The organism is Paenibacillus sp. YAE3, assembly GCF_057546105.1.
The window spans coordinates 109650-126448 of the sequence record NZ_BAAIYF010000013.1 but is presented as its reverse complement, the minus strand read 5'-3'; the positions used below and the strand labels follow the sequence as shown (position 1 = coordinate 126448).

The following is a 16799-nucleotide window of genomic DNA, read 5'->3' as shown; positions in this document are numbered from 1 at the left end:
TTACACCATAGATAAATAGAAATTTATTAGGAGGTTTTTTTATGAAAGCAGCACGCGCAGTATTGGAGTATTTGAAAGGATTAGGCGTAAGGCATATTTTCGGCATTCCCGCCGGTTCCGTCAACGTCCTGTTCGACCAGCTGGTGGAGATGCCCGAAATTACGCCGGTCGTTACCAAACATGAAGGGGCTGCGTCCTATATGGCGGCGGCCTATGCCAAATATTCGGGCCAGCTTAGCGTAGCCATCGGCTGCAGCGGGCCGGGGGGAACCAATCTTGTCACTGGCGCGGCCAACGCGATGCGCGAGCATCTGCCGGTATTGTTTTTGACGGGTGCGGTTCCGGTCAATACGGTGGGATTGAACGCGTCGCAGGAATTGGACGCCGAGCCGGTATACCGGTCGGTCACCAAATACAGCGTGACGGTGCGCGAATCCAAGGATCTGCTGGCCGAGGTGGCAAAAGCGGTTGAAATCGCGATATCCGGCGTGCCCGGGCCGGTCCATGTAGCGATGCCGATCGACGTGCAGCAGGGCGAAGTGCAGGTTACGATTCCCGAGCCGCCGAAAAGAACGCCGATCGTGCCGGAACTGGATACGATCAAGAAGGTTGCGGAGGAGCTGGCGAAACGCGAGAGCGGATATATTTTCATCGGGCAAGGCGTACGCAGTTCGGTGGATCAGGTGCTTGAGCTTGCGGAGCTTCTCAACTGGCCGATCGTGACCACGCCGCAGGCGAAGGGATTCATTCCCGAAGAGCATCCGCTTCTGTCCGGGGTATTCGGTTTCGCGGGCCATGAAGGGACTTCGGTGCTCATCAATGATGGCGATGGACAAGCCCTGCTGATTCTCGGCTCCAGCTTGGGCGAAACTGCAACAAACAACTGGAATATGAATCTGACCAAAAATCGGTTCTGCGTGCAGATGGATTTTGACAAGACCGTATTCGGCCGCAAATACGAAATCGACATCCCAGTCCTGGGCGACATCAACCTGAGCCTGATGTTCCTGCTCGAGGAGCTGAAAGCGCTCGGACTGCCTAAAGAAGGCGCAAAAGCGTTGGAAAAACCGCAAAGTTACGTCGCGACAGAGGAATACAACACGCAAAACGTGCTGAAAAACCTGCAGAAGCATCTCCCGGCGGATACGCGCTACACCGTCGATATCGGGGAGTTCATGTCCTACGTGATCCATTACATGAACGTTCTGGATTACAACACGTTCGACATTAACGTCCATTTCGGGGCGATGGGCAGCGGCATCGGCTCCGCCATCGGATCGAAATTCGCCGATCCGGACCGTCCGGTGGTATGCATCACGGGAGACGGCTGCTTCTTCATGCACGGCATGGAGATTCTGACGGCCAAGGAATACAATTTGCCGATCCTGTTCGTCATCATGAACAATGCGCGGTTGGGCATGGTATATCACGGGCATGAGCTGCAGTACAAGCGGTCGCACGCGACCTTTGCCCAGAAGGAAATCAGCATTGCGGCAATGGCGGAAGCCATGGGCATTCCAAGCTACCGCGTCCAGGAAATGGGTGACCTGAACAAGGAAGCGCTCAGCGGACTGCTGAATGCCGGCGGACCTGCGCTTCTCGAAATCGCATTGGTGGACAACAACACCCCTCCGATGGGCGACCGCGTGAAGTTTTTGTCCTCTTTCGGTAAATAATAACCGGTATGATAAAAAGGGCTCTGATCTTCGATCAGGGCCCTTTTTTTGGCGCGGCAAAAGCGTGGAACGCAGCCGGGGAGGCGGCTGAGTGAACGCCGATGAGGAAAGCGCAAGTTATAGATGGCTGTATGCATTCCGGATGGAGGCCATAATCGCACCCATCGTTTGGCCTTTAAAGGCATCCGGCACGGCTTGTCCGTCCGGATTGACATAATAATATCTCTGCCCCTCCGCAACAGGGCTGTAACCCAGATCGGCCAAAGCCTGTCCCAGGTCCTCCGGCAGTTCGTCCTGTCCTGTCTGCTCCCGGAAATATGCCGTGGGATACACGCTGACATCGATGTCCCCTTCGCCCGTATACACGACGAACAAATCCCGATCTTGCCGCACGATCCATTGGCCTTTGGAGAACAGCGATATTCTTGCTTTGTCCAAAGCCGATATGGCGTCAAGATTCACGCCGAACAGCTGGTTCAGCAGGCGGCGAACTTCAGGGCCTGCCAGCCGCCTGCCGCATTCGGCCAGCTGCAAATCGATGACGTCGCGGGGAGGGATCGGGCTGCTGCCAGCTTGCATTCCCCCTAGCCTGCGTTCGGCTTCCGGGAGCACCAAGGCATGATCCAGATCCAAACCAAAAACCCGCAGCACGACCTTATGAATGACCTGCCCCGTCAAGTCCTGATCGAACGATAGAAGATATGCGTCCATAAGTTCTGCTTTGCTCATTTGCTGCCGCCGTTGTTCCAGCTCGTTCGGGCCGGCGTTTGGCATTTCCTTGGCGAGCGTCTTGTCGATTCCTTCCGTGATGATGTCCGATAACGATGCTGCGTTTTGCTGCTTCATAGAACCCTCCACCATTGTTAAAGATATCCATTCCATGCTATGAGTTTTATTATAGCGGATTCCGGCGGCCGACAAGAAGCGATTTTTTTAGACTATGCCTAGCAAAGCGTTAGGAGCATGAGGAGGAACCGGCGCATACATTAGGGTAGACATTGACCCAAGGATTGATGACATGATCCTGTGGAGGGAGGCTTCGGAAGTGGCGGTTGACTTAACATCCCCATCCTTGAACTTAAGCGCGGATTCGAACGAGGTGGTGACTTATCGCCGGGATTCGCGGAATTACATTACCCAGCTTTTTTCCCCGCAGCTGCCTGCGGCCGAGATCGGGTTTTTTAATATCCGCATGAGCCGGGGCGTGATGATTACGCCGCACTGGCATACGAACTCGAGCGAAATGGTCGTGGTAATTGCCGGCGAAGTGACGACTTCGGTCTTTAACCCCAATACGCAGCGGTTAATGACATACCGGCTCGGGCCGGGAAAGGTTGCCCAATTTCCGAAGGGATGGTTCCACTGGATCGTTTCGTTGACGGACGATACCTTTATCATGGCGATCTTTGACCGTCCGAATTCGGATATCGTATACGCGGCGGATTTTCTCCGGTTTACGCCCAAAGAGATCATGGGACTGGCTTACGGCGTCAATCCGGAGGAGTTCGCGCAGGCGGTGGCGCCGATCCGGCAATCCGTCGTCCTGGGCCCGCCCGTCGAATCCCGGAATCGGGAGAACGTTCCCGGCGTTTCGCAGGGTTCGTTTTATGAGGGGGATGATGCGCGCTCCTATCCGGGACTGCAGCCGGGTTATGGGCAGGAGCAGCGGCCTTCAGGCCCGGAGATGCCGCACCCGTGGCGGATGGAGCCGAACCGGTTCTGGTGGTAAATTATCGTGGAGGGGGATGCGCCCCTCTCTTTTTTTGTTCATCAAAAATGTTAACAATGATAGGTGTTCTGCCGCTTCCCGGTTGACCGGACATTTTATCGGAATAAAGGTTGTCGCTATTACATTTTACTCTTATAATATGGTAATACGGTACCATAATAAAGCGAATAAATGGCGAATAGAGGAGCACATCATGAAACGAATAGCGGTCATCGGCAGCAGCGGCGGCAATTTATATAATTTAGGGGGCAAAAACCCGGACAAGCTGGTCGGGGAAATTGCGGCCCAATGCAGCAGCGCCGGCATGGAATTGGGAGCAGTGCAATTTATCGCTGCCTCGGAATCGATGGATACGGCCAAAGAAACGACGGCGGCCGTTTTATATGGTTGGAATACGGAAGAATGCCGATTGGCAAAACGCATGGAAGGCACGTTAAAGGAAGTCAACGAGGCCGCCTTTGAGTTGGACGCCGATATGGCTGCGCTGATCGGGTCCGGACAAATCGACGGCTTGATCGTCATGAGCGCCGATCCCGAAGGCGCCAACGGCCAGGCGATCCGGGCAGCGGCGGAGAAGTCCATCCCCGTCGTCGGCACGGGCGGGACCTCCATGGCGCTGATCGGCTCGAAAGGCGCGAAGGTCATCGCCGCTTCGGGTACGACGGGCACGACCAACCGCACGCGAGCGGTGTCGTTTATAACGTCGTTATGCAAGCATTGGGGGATGAAATACGTCCCTGTGCTTGGAAGCCCCGACGGCTACAAGCAGCCTGAGGGCAATTCCTGGCGGAGGATCAATCTGAAAGGGATCATGCAGTCATCCCTTCCCGGTTTTATCGCCATGGCGATCGTGTTGGCGCTCAGCCAAATTCCGGCCCTTCAAGGTTTAAGCGCCGTGTTTGACATTATGCTGAAGGCTTTGCCGGTCGTGCTGGCGGTAATCGCGGCGAAGCAAATATCCGATATGGACGAAGTGTCCATCGTAGCCGGCGTCATCGCCGGAACGCTGTCCATGAACGGCGGGATTATCGGGGGGATTCTCGGCGGAATCGGGGCGGGACTGCTGGTGCAGTTCCTGTTCGTCAAATGCGTGCAGTGGCGTTTTCCGATGACCACGGTCAATATCGTGGCCGGAGGGTTCGCCGGTCTGGTTTCCGGGCTCATCATGTATTATTTGGTGGCTCCGTTTGCGCTGCAGGCCGGAGAATTCATCAAGTACCTGATCAATCTGGCGATTTCCTTCAACCCGATCGTGGCGGGCGTGATCGGCGGCCTGCTGATCTGGCCGGCGATTCTCGGCGGAGTGTACCACGCCGCGATTTTGCCGATCGTACTCCTTGAAATGGAGAAGACGGGCAACAGCTTCCTCGGGGCCATCGATATGGTCGGGCTGGTCATGGTATCGGCAGGCATTACATTGGCCAATCTGGTGGCGCCGAGAGACAAAGGCGAAGCGGCGGTGGCTGCCCCGGGTTTCCTGATTAACATGGGCTTCGGCACCTTTGTGGAGGCAGCCTATCCGTTCATGTTTTCGAATAAGTGGGTCTTCGGGGGAGCGATAGCGGCGGCCGGGGTCGGCGGCGGTTTGGTCGGCGTGTTTCAGGTCCGCGGCACGGCCTACGTCCCGTCGTTCATGGGGCCGCTCTTGTCCAATAACGCGGTTGGGTTTACGATCTCCATGGCGGCTGCGCTGCTGCTCGCGTTTGCGGTTACGCTGGTGGCGAACAAGGCTTCACGGAGCCGTAAAACATCGGATCGGAACCTGTCTGCCCATCAGTCGGCATAAACGAAGAGTGATAGGATAAGACCCGGCGCGGCCCGAACTCAAGGCAGCCGGGTCTCCTTTTGCCTGTTGAAGAGCATCATTGACAAATCCGGGCGGAGAACGTATTGTTTCCTAACAACAAAAGGGTTGCTTAAAGGCGCGTTATTTTCGAACGGGGTGTTTCCGCCGGTTCTGTCCGCGGGTTACCGGTTTACGCTTGGAGCTCTGATGCCGATTGAGGTATGCTTGGTGAAGAAGGTGCCGCTACCCCGCCGGCGGGATTTGAAACGGCATATGTTTTGACGTTTTATCGTCTTTTCGGGCAGGATCGGTTCGGCGGAACAATCGTGTTAGTTATTTTATGCGTCGGGATTTAGCCCAAACGTTACCAAAAAGTTGCGCAAAGGAGCGGATGTTCATGAAATTTCGCCGTCTTGGAAACAGCGGGGTCGAAGTATCTTTGCTTGGTCTCGGGACCAACGCGTTCGGCAAACGCGCGGACCAGGAGACTTCGACCCGGATTCTCCATCATGCCCTCGATCGGGGCATCAACTTTATCGATACGGCCAACATTTACGCTGGTACGGAGTCGGAACGGATCATCGGGGAGGCTCTGGCGGGGAGAAGGCATGAAGTGGTGCTGGCGACGAAAGCAGGCCTGGTTCGCGGCGAAGGTCCTAACGAGCGGGGCTCCTCGCGGTATCACCTGATGCGTGAGCTCGATGGCAGCCTGAAACGGCTGCAAACGGATTACGTGGATTTGTACCAGATCCATACGTTTGACCCGCACACGCCGCTTGAAGAGACGCTTCGGGCGCTGGACGACATGGTGCGTGCCGGCAAGGTGCGTTATATCGGCGCTTCCAATTATGCAGCCTGGGAGCTCATGAAGGCGCTTGGGATCAGCGAGATGAAAGGGCTCACCCGTTATGTATCCCTTCAAACCAGCTATTCGCTCGCCGATCGTACGCCGGAGCAGGAGATGATCCCCCTCTGTCTGGATCAAGGCGTAGGCATCATTCCGTATTTCCCGCTGGCCGGGGGCATTCTGACCGGCAAATACAGCTTCGCCGACCGGGCACCGCTGAAATCGCGGGCGCAAACGGACCCGAGCTTTGGCCGGTTCATCAACGATCAGACGTTGACGCTTTCCGAGCAAGTGAGCCGGATTGCCGGAGAACACGGCTGCACGCCCAGCACGCTATCGCTCGCCTGGCTGATGGAACAGCCTGCCGTTTCGACCGTCATCGTCGGGGCGACCCGTCCCGAGCAGCTGGACGAAAACCTGAAGAGCTTGGAGCTGAATCCGGACGCGGAGGCTTTGAGCCGGCTGAACGAGATCAGCGAGCCATTCCGGTACGGCAAGCCTTTTGCGACGTATCGGTTGGTTTAACCCTATTGCCGTTACAGACGGTGCGGATAGCCGCGCCTTCCGTGACGGCATATTTTTTTTGCATTTATGACATTTGGTGACGTAGTTCCCCTGTATGATCAGTATAAACAATGACAATGAAGGAGCTGATACGATGGAAAGACCGCTTGATGGGAAGATTGCTCTCGTTACCGGAGGGAGCCGCGGAGCGGGACGGGGAATCGCGATAGAGCTTGGGAAGGCCGGAGCGGTTGTTTACGTTTCCGGAAGGAGCTTGCGCGGCGAGTCGACCAACGGTTTTCCCGGAAGCATCGACGAAACCGCCGAAGAAATACTCCTTTTAGGAGGCCAGGCGGTGCCATGCCGGTGCGATCATACGCGGGACGAGGATACAAAAGCGCTGATCGAAAGAATCCGCCAAGAGCAGGGGCGGCTTGATATTTTGGTAAACAACGTTTGGGGACTGCATGATTTCGAAGCAAATCTAAAGCCGCAGACTTTTTGGGAATACCCGTTAAAGATGTGGGATGCGGTATTTCAGAGCGGCGTGCGTGCCCAAATAGCGACCAATCACTACGCCATTCCGCTGATGCTGGAAACCGGCAGGGGCATCATCGTGCATACCACCTTCCGGGATCAGGACAAGTATTTGTCGACCTTTTATTACGATCTTGCCAAAAATGCAATCCATCGAACCGTGTTCGGCCTCTCTCACGACCTGAAAAATACCGGCATCACGGTGGCGGCGGTTTCTCCCGGTTGGATGAGAACAGAGCTTGTGCTGAAAAATTTCGGCACCGACGAAGATCATTGGCAAGAGGTGGAGGCCCTCAGCCGTACCGAGTCGACCTATTATGTCGGGCGGGCCGTATCCGCATTAGCGGCAGACCCTAACAGGCACGAGAAACACGGGCAGGTGCTGCAGGTAGGCGACCTTGCGCTGGAGTATGGTTTTACGGATATTGATGGGCGATATATCCCTCCATTTGTAATATAGAATGTTGCTTGTAGCAGTACCCTTGATTTTCCCCGAGCTTGCTTGGACGCCCAAAAAGCCAGGCCATGAACCCATGCCCAGGCCCCTGCATAACATATAGCACACTTTGCAGCAGGGGAAGGGAGTGACCCTGACATGGTCATTCATTTAACGGCTATTCATTACGTGTATCTGGCGTTTATCGTGTTTATTATGGCGCTGCTTATCCGGCGGCGGGATACGACGATGATTTGCGTCGCGGGCATTTTTGCGCTCGGCATGCTGGCGACGGGCACGATCAGCGGCTCCGTATCCGGGGTGTTCAATTCGTTTATTTATGCGACTAAAGAGCTGATGGGGACGATCATGATCATCTCCATTATCGTCGCGATGAGCCGCGTGCTGATCCGAACCGGCATCAATGAGGCGATGGTGGCGCCGCTCACGAGGTTCCTGCGGACGCCGGCATTGGCCTACTGGGGCATCGGGATCATCATGATGGCGACGTCCTTTTTTTTCTGGCCTTCGCCGGCCGTCGCGCTGATCGGCGCGGTGCTGCTTCCGGTTGCGCTTCGGGTCGGCTTGCCCGCCTTGGGCGCGGCGATGGCGATGAATTTGTTCGGCCACGGCATCGCGTTGTCCGGCGACTATATTATCCAGGGAGCGCCGAAGCTCACGGCCGACGCGGCCGGAATTCCGGTGGCGAGCGTCATGGAAGCCAGCGTGCCGCTTGTGATCTGCATGGGGGTCGTCACGACCGTAACGGCATTTTGGATGATGCGAAAGGACCTGAAAAAAGGAACGTGGAGGGACGGATTGGTGACCGTCAAAAGCGCAGGCAACACCCTCGCCTCCAGCGGCGAAGAGGATGAACAAGGCGTGAAGCTGCCTGCCGGAACCAAAAACATGCTGGCCGTGGCGATTTTGCTCCTTTTCCTGGCCGACGTCGCGGCCATGTTCGTGCTTAAGCTCCAAGGCGGCGATGCGACGGCGCTCGTCGGAGGCACGGCGGTGCTCATTCTGATCGTGATATCGCTTATTGCCCATCAAAACCGGGGGCTGGAGAAAATCACCTCCTATTTGATCGACGGCTTCGTCTTCGGTTTTAAGGTGTTTGGCCCGGTCATTCCGATCGCCGCCTTTTTTTACTTGGGCGATTCGGCGTTCACCGACTTGTTCGGGAAGGTTCTGCCCCAGGCCTCGCATGGCATCGTCAACGACCTCGGCGTAGCGCTGGCCGGCTTGGTTCCCCTCAACGGGGCGGTCGGAGCCGTGACGCTGACGATTATGGGCGCGATCACCGGCCTGGACGGCTCGGGCTTCTCCGGCATCTCGCTTGCAGGCTCCATCGCCCAGCTGTTTGCGGCGGCGACGCATACGGGTGCGGCAACGCTGACGGCATTGGGCCAAGTGGCGGCGATTTGGGTCGGAGGCGGCACGCTGATCCCGTGGGCGTTGATCCCGGCGGCGGCCATTTGCGGGGTCAGCCCGTTCGAGCTCGCCCGCCGCAATCTGAAGCCGGTGCTGATCGGACTGCTTGCGACGACGGTTTTAGCGATATTTCTGCTGTGAACAAATATGGCCGAATAGCAACGGCCTCAAGGAGTTTAAGGAATCGGCGTCGAATGATTTGTCAGGGCTTCATCGCCCTGATTTTTTTATGAACGCAGGGCCCATTCAAAGATTGGAGGCGACGCACCATGGTTAAGTCCGGAACGGAGCAAGAATCAGGGAACGGGCAGCAGGCCAAACCGGTCGGTTTGACGGCCGCCGCGGGTTTTCAAATCGGAGTACGAAGAACCTTGCCCTTGTCGGTGCAGGAGGCTTGGTCGCTTTTGGTCTCCCCCGAGGGAATGAAGCTGTGGATCGGCGAGGCGGACGGGCTGGACCTGAAACCGGGAGAAACCTTTGCCGCGGCAGAGGGAGTTACGGGAGAGCTCAGGGTGGTCAAGCCGCCGGAGCAGCTGCGGATGAGATGGCAGCGTCCCGGTTGGAATCATCCGTCCACGCTGCAAATCCGCGTGCTGCCTGCCGCGCAGGGGAAGGCGACCGTCAGTTTTCATCAGGAAAAGCTGGAGGACATGCATGCCAGGGAAACGATGAAAAGCCACTGGGAAGGAGCGCTTGAAGGCCTTCGCGCATTGGCGGACCGAACCGGAAAAATAAGCCGAAATTGATGAGCAAGGAGCCGACGTCCCTATGAACAGAACAGACCGGCTGCTGGCGATCGTGCTGGAGCTGCAAAGCCGAAAAATCGTTCGGGCCGAAGAGCTGGCCGAGCGGTTCGAAACAAGCGTCCGCACGATCTACCGCGATATGCAAGCGCTCAGCGAGGCGAACGTGCCGGTTGTGGGCGCTCCCGGGCAAGGCTACTCCCTGATGGAGGGATTTTTTTTGCCTCCCGTCAGCTTGACGGCCGCTGAGGCGGTCGCCCTGCTGCTGGGCGGCGAGTTCGTGCAAAAGAAGCTGGAGCCGAATTACGGCGTTCATGCCGTATCCGCCAACGCCAAAATCGAAGCCGTTCTCCCCGAAGCCGTACGCGCCGAAGCCGGCCGGATCCGGGCCACCATGCGCCTGCTGCAGACCCCGGAGGCGGACGCCGGCAGGATGGAGCGGGAAAACTTGGAGCTGGTGCGCCGGGCGCTCCTGGAGCGGAAGAAAATCCGCTTCCGCTACGTCAAAGCCGGTCCGGGGACGGAGGGGAGCCGGGTGAGCGAACGCACGGCTGCTCCTTATGGCTTGATCTATGACCGGGGAGCCTGGCTGCTGGTCGCGGCCTGCGAGCTGCGCGGGGATATCCGCCATTTTCGGGTATCCCGCATGTCCGAACTTCGCGTGTTGGCGTGTGGCTATGAGCTTCCGGGCGGATTCGACCTGGAGAAATACAGGCCGGCCGATGATCGCGAACTTGTGATTCTCCTGTCGGCCGACCGTACGATCGAAGGCCGAATCAGAGAGTCGGACAACTACTATATCGACGCTTTGGAGGAACATCCGGACGGACTCCATATCCGGATGCGCGTCCGTCGCATCGAGGAGGTTCTGCATTGGATCATGGGCTGGGGGTCGGACATGACCGTGCTCGAGCCGGAAGCCCTTCGCGAGCGCATTCGGAAAGAAGCCGAAAAACTCCTGAAACGCTACTGACATAACGGTGTCAGTAGCGTTTTGTTATGGTTATTCCAGAACCAAGAACCAAGAACCAAGGAGTGATTGCGATGAATACAAAAGAAACGATCCGCAGCCTGGAGAACATCACCGGGCATTACATCGGGGAGCTGGAACGCTTCAGCCTGGAGGAATTGCACCGCAAGCCCGGCGAAGAGGAATGGTCGCTTGGGCAAATGTACATGCATTTGATTCAGGCATCCCTGCATCTGCATTTAAGGAACGTCCGGGCATGCGCCGAATCCGCGGAGGGCGTCGCCACGGCCGGAGAGAAGACGGAACGGGGGAGGATTGCCTTCTTAAACGGGGAGTTTCCGAACATCCGGATCCAAGTCCCGCCATCCCCGGCGTATACGCCGCCGCAACCCGCGAGCAAGGAGCAAATGATCGACGGTTTGCGGTCGGTCCTTGACGGCATGAGAGACGCCGAGCCTTTGGTGCATCAGGCCCCGCTGCAAAACAAGCTGGTCCACCCCGGTTTCGGCGCTTTACATGCGGCCGAGTGGTTCATGCTGGTAGAAATGCATTTCCGGCATCACTTGCGGCAAAAGGAACGGCTCGAACGGTTTTTGGCAATTTGACGATCCATCCGGAATCTATGAACCCGCCGCTGGCTGACAGCGGCAGGTTTTCTTTTTCATAAGCCCCCAGTCGCGGGAGTACCCTTTTTGGCATCCCTATAGGCAAGCAAGACACCCTTTGCAGGGACGGTTGTGCGCGCCGGGAAAACCGGGCAAGGGTGGACAAACGCAAGGGTTGCCGCAAATCCTGCCTGTCTCCCCTTGTTTTGCTAATGAAATTTTGGGACAATAATGACAGATTTTCGTTCCAATCTGGTAAAGTAGAGAGGGACGAGAATTTTACGCTTTTGGAAAAGAGGAACGTAAACCAATGAGCAAACCATCCATTTATGGACTCACTGTGGACCAGCTGGCCGCTTGGCTGGCTGAGCATGGACATAAAAAATCACGCGCCCAGCTTGTTTGGGAAGGACTGTACCGCAAACGCGTGACGGCATTTTCCGGGATGCCGGAGCTGAAGCCGGAATGCCGGACGCTGCTGGAGGAGCATTTTGCGATTCAAACGTTGGAGGAGCATACCCGCCAGGAATCCGCCGACGGCACCATTAAGTTTCTGTTCCGCCTGCAGGACGGCAACCTGATCGAAACCGTTCTGATGCGCCATAAATTCGGTCTGTCCGTATGCGTGACGACGCAGGTGGGCTGCAATATCGGATGCAGCTTTTGCGCGAGCGGCCTGCTGAGCAAAAGCCGGGACCTGACCAGCGGCGAAATCGTGGAACAGGTGATGAAGGTCCAGCTTTTCCTGGACGGCCGGCAAAATAACGAGCGGGTCAGCCATATCGTCGTGATGGGCATCGGCGAGCCGTTTGACAATTTCGAGCATATGTCGAATTTCATCCGGGTCATCCGCGACCCTAAAGGTCTGGCGATCGGTCCGCGGCACATTACGGTGTCGACCAGCGGCCTGGTGCCGAAGATCCGCGAATTTGCCGACAGCGATCTCGGAACGAATCTGGCGATTTCCCTGCACGCGCCGAACAACGAGATCCGCACGCGAATCATGAAGATCAACCGGGCGTATCCGATCGAGCCGCTGATGGAGGCGATCGATTATTACCTGGAGAAAACGAAACGCCGAATCACGCTGGAATATATCCTGCTGAAGGACGTTAACGACCAGCCGGAGCATGCGCAGGAGCTGGCGGAGCTGGTAGGCAGCCGCCGGAACCTGGCGAACGTGAACCTGATCCCGTATAATCCGGTCGACGAGCACAGCCAGTATCAGCGGAGTTCCAAGGAGACGATTACCGCCTTCTACGATACGCTGAAAAAAAACAATATCAGCGTCAGCGTGCGGCTTGAGCATGGCACGGACATCGATGCGGCCTGCGGCCAGCTGCGCAGCAAGCAGATCCAAAGCGACCGCGCGCGCGGGGCAAAGGCAAACCGGGCAGCAAACGAGTAATCTTGTCGGACGAATCAAAAGAGCGCAATCCCTTACTTCCGGGATGCGCTCTTTTTTCGGTCAAAAACGGCCATGCGTTAAAGCTTTTTTTCACCCTTGCGCCGCCGCAACGATAAACAACACCCATCCGGCCAAAAAAGCCACGCCGCCCAGCGGCGTGATGGCGCCGAGCTTCCGGATGCCGGTGAGGCTAAGCGCGTACAGGCTGCCGGAGAACAGAACGATCCCCGCAAAAATAAACCAACCCGCCAGCACGGCCAGGGAAGATTGCTCCGCCATGCCCGCATAAAGACCGATCAGCACAAGGCCAAGCCCGTGGGCCAAATGGTATTGCACTCCCGTCTGGTATGTTTTCTGCTGGCTTTCGTTCAACCGTTCCTTCAGGGCGTGCGCTCCGAAAGCGCCAAGCGCTACCGCAAGAAACAGCATGATCCCGCCAAGAATCAGCATTGTGTCCAAGTCATATCACCTCTTAAGCCCATATTACCGATGGCATGGCGCAGGAGTCAATGTTGGGCTTCGCCGCGAATTCGGCCGGGAACGTTTTATAGTCTCCATTTGCCCGAATTATTTGTTAAAATGGTTGAGAAAGGAAACCGGAATACAGGGCAGTTCCAATTTCAACATACACTCCCTCCATGTTGCAAGCGCTTTTATATATTTGGCGCCGGCTTCGATTGGAATCGAAGGCATCAAAATGGAGGCAAGGAGGAAGGACGGGGATCGATATGGAGATCGTTCATCAGCTCGGGCAAAAATTGAAGCAAAACATCGCTAACGTGATCGTCGGCAAGGAACGCGAGGTCGATCTGCTGCTGACGGCGCTGCTGGCGTCGGGGCATGTGCTGCTGGAGGACGTCCCGGGGACGGGCAAAACGCTGCTGGCCAAAAGCCTGGCGGCGTCGCTCAGCCTCAGCTTTCAGCGGATTCAGTTCACGCCGGATTTGCTCCCTTCGGATTTGACGGGGATTCATTATTTCAACCAAAAGGACGGGGAATTCCACTTCCGGCCCGGGCCGCTGTTCGCCCGCATCGTGCTGGCCGACGAGATCAACCGCGCCACGCCCCGGACGCAGTCCAGCCTGCTGGAATGCATGGAGGAGCGGCAGATCAGCATCGAAGGGCGAACGATGCCGCTGGAAAGCCCGTTTATGGTGCTTGCGACGCAAAACCCGGTGGACAACCAAGGGACGTTTCCGCTTCCCGAAGCCCAGATGGACCGCTTTTTGATCCGGATGAAGCTGGGATATCCATCGTCGGCGGAGGGCGTCGAAATTTTAAAAAGGACGGCGGCCGCCGCGGGCAGCCTGAAGCCGGGGGAACCTGCGCGGACGGCAACGGCCGAAGAGGTGCTTGAAGCGCAGCGGCTGTGCGGACAGGTCCGGGTGGCCGACGATTTGCTCGGTTATATCGTCGCTTTGGCCGAAGCGACCCGGAGCCATGACGAAACGGCGCTCGGCATCAGCCCGCGCGGGACGCAGGCGCTGCTTCGCGCCGCCCAGGCTTATGCGGCGCTGCAGGGAAGGGACTACGTGCTGCCGGACGACATTAAGCAGCTTTTGCTGCCGGTATGGTCGCACCGGCTGGTGCTGAGAAAGCGGCATGAAGCCGGAAGCCATGCGGAGCGCATCCTCGCGGGGATTTTGAACGGGATTCCGGTTCCAAGCGAAAAAGAACTCGAAAGCGGCGTGAAGTAGATGGCGGTGTTATGGCTGTTCCTTGCCTGCGGCGCCGTCATGGTGCTGCAGGGACTTGTTCTCGGGAAATATGCGCTCGGCAAACTGAACTACGACCGCCATTTCAGTACCCGGACATGTTACGCAGGGGACTGGATCGAGATGGTGGAGGTCATCGAAAACAAACGCCGCGTGCCGATCCCTTGGCTGCGGCTGGAAGCGATGCTGCCCGCATCGCTCGGATTCAAGCGCAGCAAGGAAACGTGGGTCAGCGAAGGCGAGATTTACCAAAACCATACGAGCTTTTTCTCGTTGCCCGCCCGAACGCGGATTACCCGGACGCACCAGATTCAGTGCCGTGGACGGGGCATCTTCCGCATGGATACGGCAACGATGACCGGCAGCGATTTGTTTGCGATGTATACGCCGTCCCTGAAAGTGAACCTGAACAAACGGCTGGTGGTTTACCCGTCGCTGCGCAGGGACGAAGAGCTGCCGTCTTCCTGGAAAACCTGGCAGGGCGAGCTGGCCGTTCGCCGCTGGATCGTCGAGGATCCGTTTCTGTATACGGGAGTCCGAAGATACGCGCCGGGAGACGCGATGAATCGCATCCACTGGAAAGCCAGCGCCAGAAGCGGAGAACTCCAGGTACATCAGCATGGCTACTCGGCCGATCCGAAGGCGATGATTCTGCTCAATATCGAGGTGTCGGAGCAGATGTGGAGCGTGGTGACCAAACCTGAGGTCATCGAAGATGCGCTGTCCTATGCGGCGACTTGCGCCGCGGCGCTCATCCGCCAGGGGATGGCTGCCGGGTTTGCGAGCAACGCCTGTCTTTCGCCCCATGCCGACGCCAGCCGGTCGGAGCTGATGCCGGATTACGGCCAAGCGCACCTGGAGGCCGTGCTGGAGGCGATGGCCGCCGTCGAGATGAAAGTCCAAATGCCGTTTCATGAGCTTCTCCGGCTTGAAGCCGAAGCGGAGAGGACGGATGCGATCGACTACTTCCTTGTAACGCCCCATGTCTCCCCCGCGATCCGGGACGCCGTTCGGAAGTTGGAGCAGCGGGGCCATCGCGTATCGATCGCCGATGTATACGATGGGACCAAGGAGGCGGGGGCATGATGAAGCAAGAGAAAGGCACGGCCATGCGGCGCGTGCTGTCCGTGCTCGGGAACTCGCTCCTCGAGACGGCGGCATGTTATCCGTTTTTGCTGCTTTATATGGCGTTTGCGATGGATCTCGTTCCCGGCTGGCTGCTGCCGCTCATTTGGCTGCTGCATGCTGCGGGGACGCTGACGGGCATCCGGCAGGCCCGGGGAGGAAAAGCGCTGCTGCCTGCCGCGGCCCTGATCGCCGCCGCCTTGATTCCGCTGGCGGCAACCGGCCTTCGGGCGGGCGTTCTGGCGGCGCTCGTTTCGTTCATCGCCGTGTTTCGCGGACTCGTCGTCGGTCGCAAGGAACTGTGGCGGGAAATCGATCTGAAGCTTCCGTTGGCCGGGCTTGGGGCCGCTTTGATCGTGTACGGCTTTTCCTCCAGGGTGGGCGCCCTTGAGCCGTACCGCATCTCGCTTTATTTCATGAGCTTGTTTACGTTGTTTGCCGTTCTGCTGCGCTGGAACGGAGACCGCGTCCGCGATGCCTCCAACGCCCAGGAGACCGACCGTCAGCTCCTCCGCCGGATTGTGGCCAGAAACCGCCGGATGACGTGGCTGACCATCGCCGTTATCGCGCTGCTAAGCTTGTGGAACGGTCTCGGCGAGGGGCTGGCCTATGCCAGGCGTTGGCTGGCCGAGTGGCTGCGCGGCTTGGGCGGCGGGGAGAAGCCGCAAGCGGTGCAGGAACCGCCGGCTCAACCCCAGCAGCCCGATCTTGGGCTTCCTCCAGCGTCCCCCACGCCGCATTGGGTACAGGTCGCAAGCCAGCTCCTGTTTTACCTGCTGGCGGCAGCCGTGGCGCTCGTCCTGTTGTTCCTGTTATACCGCCTGCTGCGGCGCTGGCTTCCGGAAAGCCTTCGCGCCTGGCTGGCCCGGCTGGCGCAGCGGCTGCGGCTGATGCGCGAGATCCGGCGGACGACGCTGGATGAAGGGGATTACGTCGACGAGGTGGAGAAAATCGAACCCGTGCAGAAGCGGCCCGGAAGGCGGTGGAGAAGGCGTAACGACGATGCAGCCGGGGCCGGGAGCGGGGACCCGCGCCGGGCTTACGCGAGCCTGATCCGCCGTGCCGTCAAGCAGGGGTATGCTTTCCGTTCAAGCCTTACCCCGTCCGAAAACGCGGATCTGATCTCCGCCAAAACCGAATATACCAATCTCGCCCCCCATGAGGTGGAACAGGTGGTCAGACGTTATAACCAGGTCCGGTACGGGGCTGGGACGAAGCCGGAGGATGGTTCCAAACGATAGTCCGTGTATATCCAATGATTTTAAACCGCCATGTACGGGAAAT

The 16799-nt window shown here is 57.8% G+C and carries 15 protein-coding genes; 13 read left to right on the top strand and 2 right to left on the bottom strand.

Annotated elements, in window-relative coordinates:
- The first annotated feature begins 41 nt into the window (after positions 1-41).
- Positions 42-1676 carry a thiamine pyrophosphate-binding protein gene (locus AC27KL_RS22730; RefSeq protein WP_487171158.1) on the top strand — a complete coding sequence of 545 codons (1635 nt, stop codon included), beginning with the start codon at positions 42-44 and terminating at the stop codon, positions 1674-1676.
- 117 nt (positions 1677-1793) lie between these two features.
- On the opposite strand, the gene AC27KL_RS22725 is transcribed toward AC27KL_RS22730, so the two are convergent.
- Positions 1794-2522, bottom strand: coding sequence for a hypothetical protein (locus AC27KL_RS22725; protein WP_487171157.1), 729 nt, complete (start codon positions 2520-2522; stop codon positions 1794-1796).
- Between the two features lie 199 nt (positions 2523-2721).
- On the opposite strand from AC27KL_RS22725, the gene AC27KL_RS22720 reads away from it, so the two are divergent.
- The 9 genes from AC27KL_RS22720 to rlmN all read left to right on the top strand — a co-directional run bounded on the left by AC27KL_RS22720 (position 2722) and on the right by rlmN (position 12675).
- Positions 2722-3405 carry a cupin domain-containing protein gene (locus tag AC27KL_RS22720; protein WP_487171156.1) on the top strand — a complete coding sequence of 228 codons (684 nt, stop codon included), beginning with the start codon at positions 2722-2724 and terminating at the stop codon, positions 3403-3405.
- A 193-nt stretch (positions 3406-3598) separates the two neighbouring features.
- Complete coding sequence (locus AC27KL_RS22715) at positions 3599-5191, top strand: PTS sugar transporter (RefSeq protein ID WP_487171155.1); 1593 nt, start codon at positions 3599-3601, stop codon at positions 5189-5191.
- A gap of 397 nt (positions 5192-5588) precedes the next feature.
- The gene (locus AC27KL_RS22710; RefSeq protein WP_487171154.1) at positions 5589-6563 is read left to right on the top strand and encodes an aldo/keto reductase; all 975 of its coding nucleotides are present in this window, start codon (positions 5589-5591) and stop codon (positions 6561-6563) included.
- Positions 6564-6696: 133 nt separating this feature from the next.
- Positions 6697-7539 carry an SDR family NAD(P)-dependent oxidoreductase gene (locus AC27KL_RS22705; protein ID WP_487171153.1) on the top strand — a complete coding sequence of 281 codons (843 nt, stop codon included), beginning with the start codon at positions 6697-6699 and terminating at the stop codon, positions 7537-7539.
- A 135-nt stretch (positions 7540-7674) separates the two neighbouring features.
- The gene (locus tag AC27KL_RS22700) at positions 7675-9090 is read left to right on the top strand and encodes a hypothetical protein (protein WP_487171152.1); all 1416 of its coding nucleotides are present in this window, start codon (positions 7675-7677) and stop codon (positions 9088-9090) included.
- 128 nt (positions 9091-9218) lie between these two features.
- Positions 9219-9695 carry an SRPBCC family protein gene (locus AC27KL_RS22695; RefSeq protein WP_487171151.1) on the top strand — a complete coding sequence of 159 codons (477 nt, stop codon included), beginning with the start codon at positions 9219-9221 and terminating at the stop codon, positions 9693-9695.
- A gap of 22 nt (positions 9696-9717) precedes the next feature.
- Positions 9718-10665 (top strand): helix-turn-helix transcriptional regulator, encoded by a 948-nt coding sequence (locus AC27KL_RS22690; RefSeq protein WP_487171150.1) that lies wholly within the window; start codon positions 9718-9720, stop codon positions 10663-10665.
- 71 nt (positions 10666-10736) lie between these two features.
- On the top strand, positions 10737-11267 hold the full coding sequence (locus AC27KL_RS22685) for a DinB family protein (protein ID WP_487171149.1): 531 nt from the start codon (positions 10737-10739) through the stop codon (positions 11265-11267).
- 310 nt (positions 11268-11577) lie between these two features.
- Entirely contained in the window at positions 11578-12675 is a 1098-nt protein-coding gene (gene rlmN / locus AC27KL_RS22680) for a dual-specificity RNA methyltransferase RlmN (RefSeq protein ID WP_487171148.1), read from the top strand.
- A 90-nt stretch (positions 12676-12765) separates the two neighbouring features.
- Here the strand turns inward: rlmN and AC27KL_RS22675 are convergent, their stop codons facing one another.
- Complete coding sequence (locus AC27KL_RS22675; protein WP_036706160.1) at positions 12766-13134, bottom strand: DUF423 domain-containing protein; 369 nt, start codon at positions 13132-13134, stop codon at positions 12766-12768.
- 269 nt (positions 13135-13403) lie between these two features.
- On the opposite strand from AC27KL_RS22675, the gene AC27KL_RS22670 reads away from it, so the two are divergent.
- Genes AC27KL_RS22670 through AC27KL_RS22660 form a run of 3 tightly spaced genes read left to right on the top strand, consistent with a single transcriptional unit; the run spans position 13404 to position 16756 of the window.
- Positions 13404-14372 carry an AAA family ATPase gene (locus AC27KL_RS22670; protein WP_339322677.1) on the top strand — a complete coding sequence of 323 codons (969 nt, stop codon included), beginning with the start codon at positions 13404-13406 and terminating at the stop codon, positions 14370-14372.
- Positions 14373-15476, top strand: a complete 1104-nt coding sequence (locus tag AC27KL_RS22665) for a DUF58 domain-containing protein (RefSeq protein ID WP_487171147.1) — start codon at positions 14373-14375, stop codon at positions 15474-15476. It abuts the gene before it with no gap.
- Positions 15473-16756, top strand: a complete 1284-nt coding sequence (locus tag AC27KL_RS22660) for a hypothetical protein (RefSeq protein ID WP_487171146.1) — start codon at positions 15473-15475, stop codon at positions 16754-16756. Before AC27KL_RS22665 ends, AC27KL_RS22660 begins: the two co-directional genes overlap by 4 nt.
- The last annotated feature ends 43 nt before the right edge of the window (positions 16757-16799 follow it).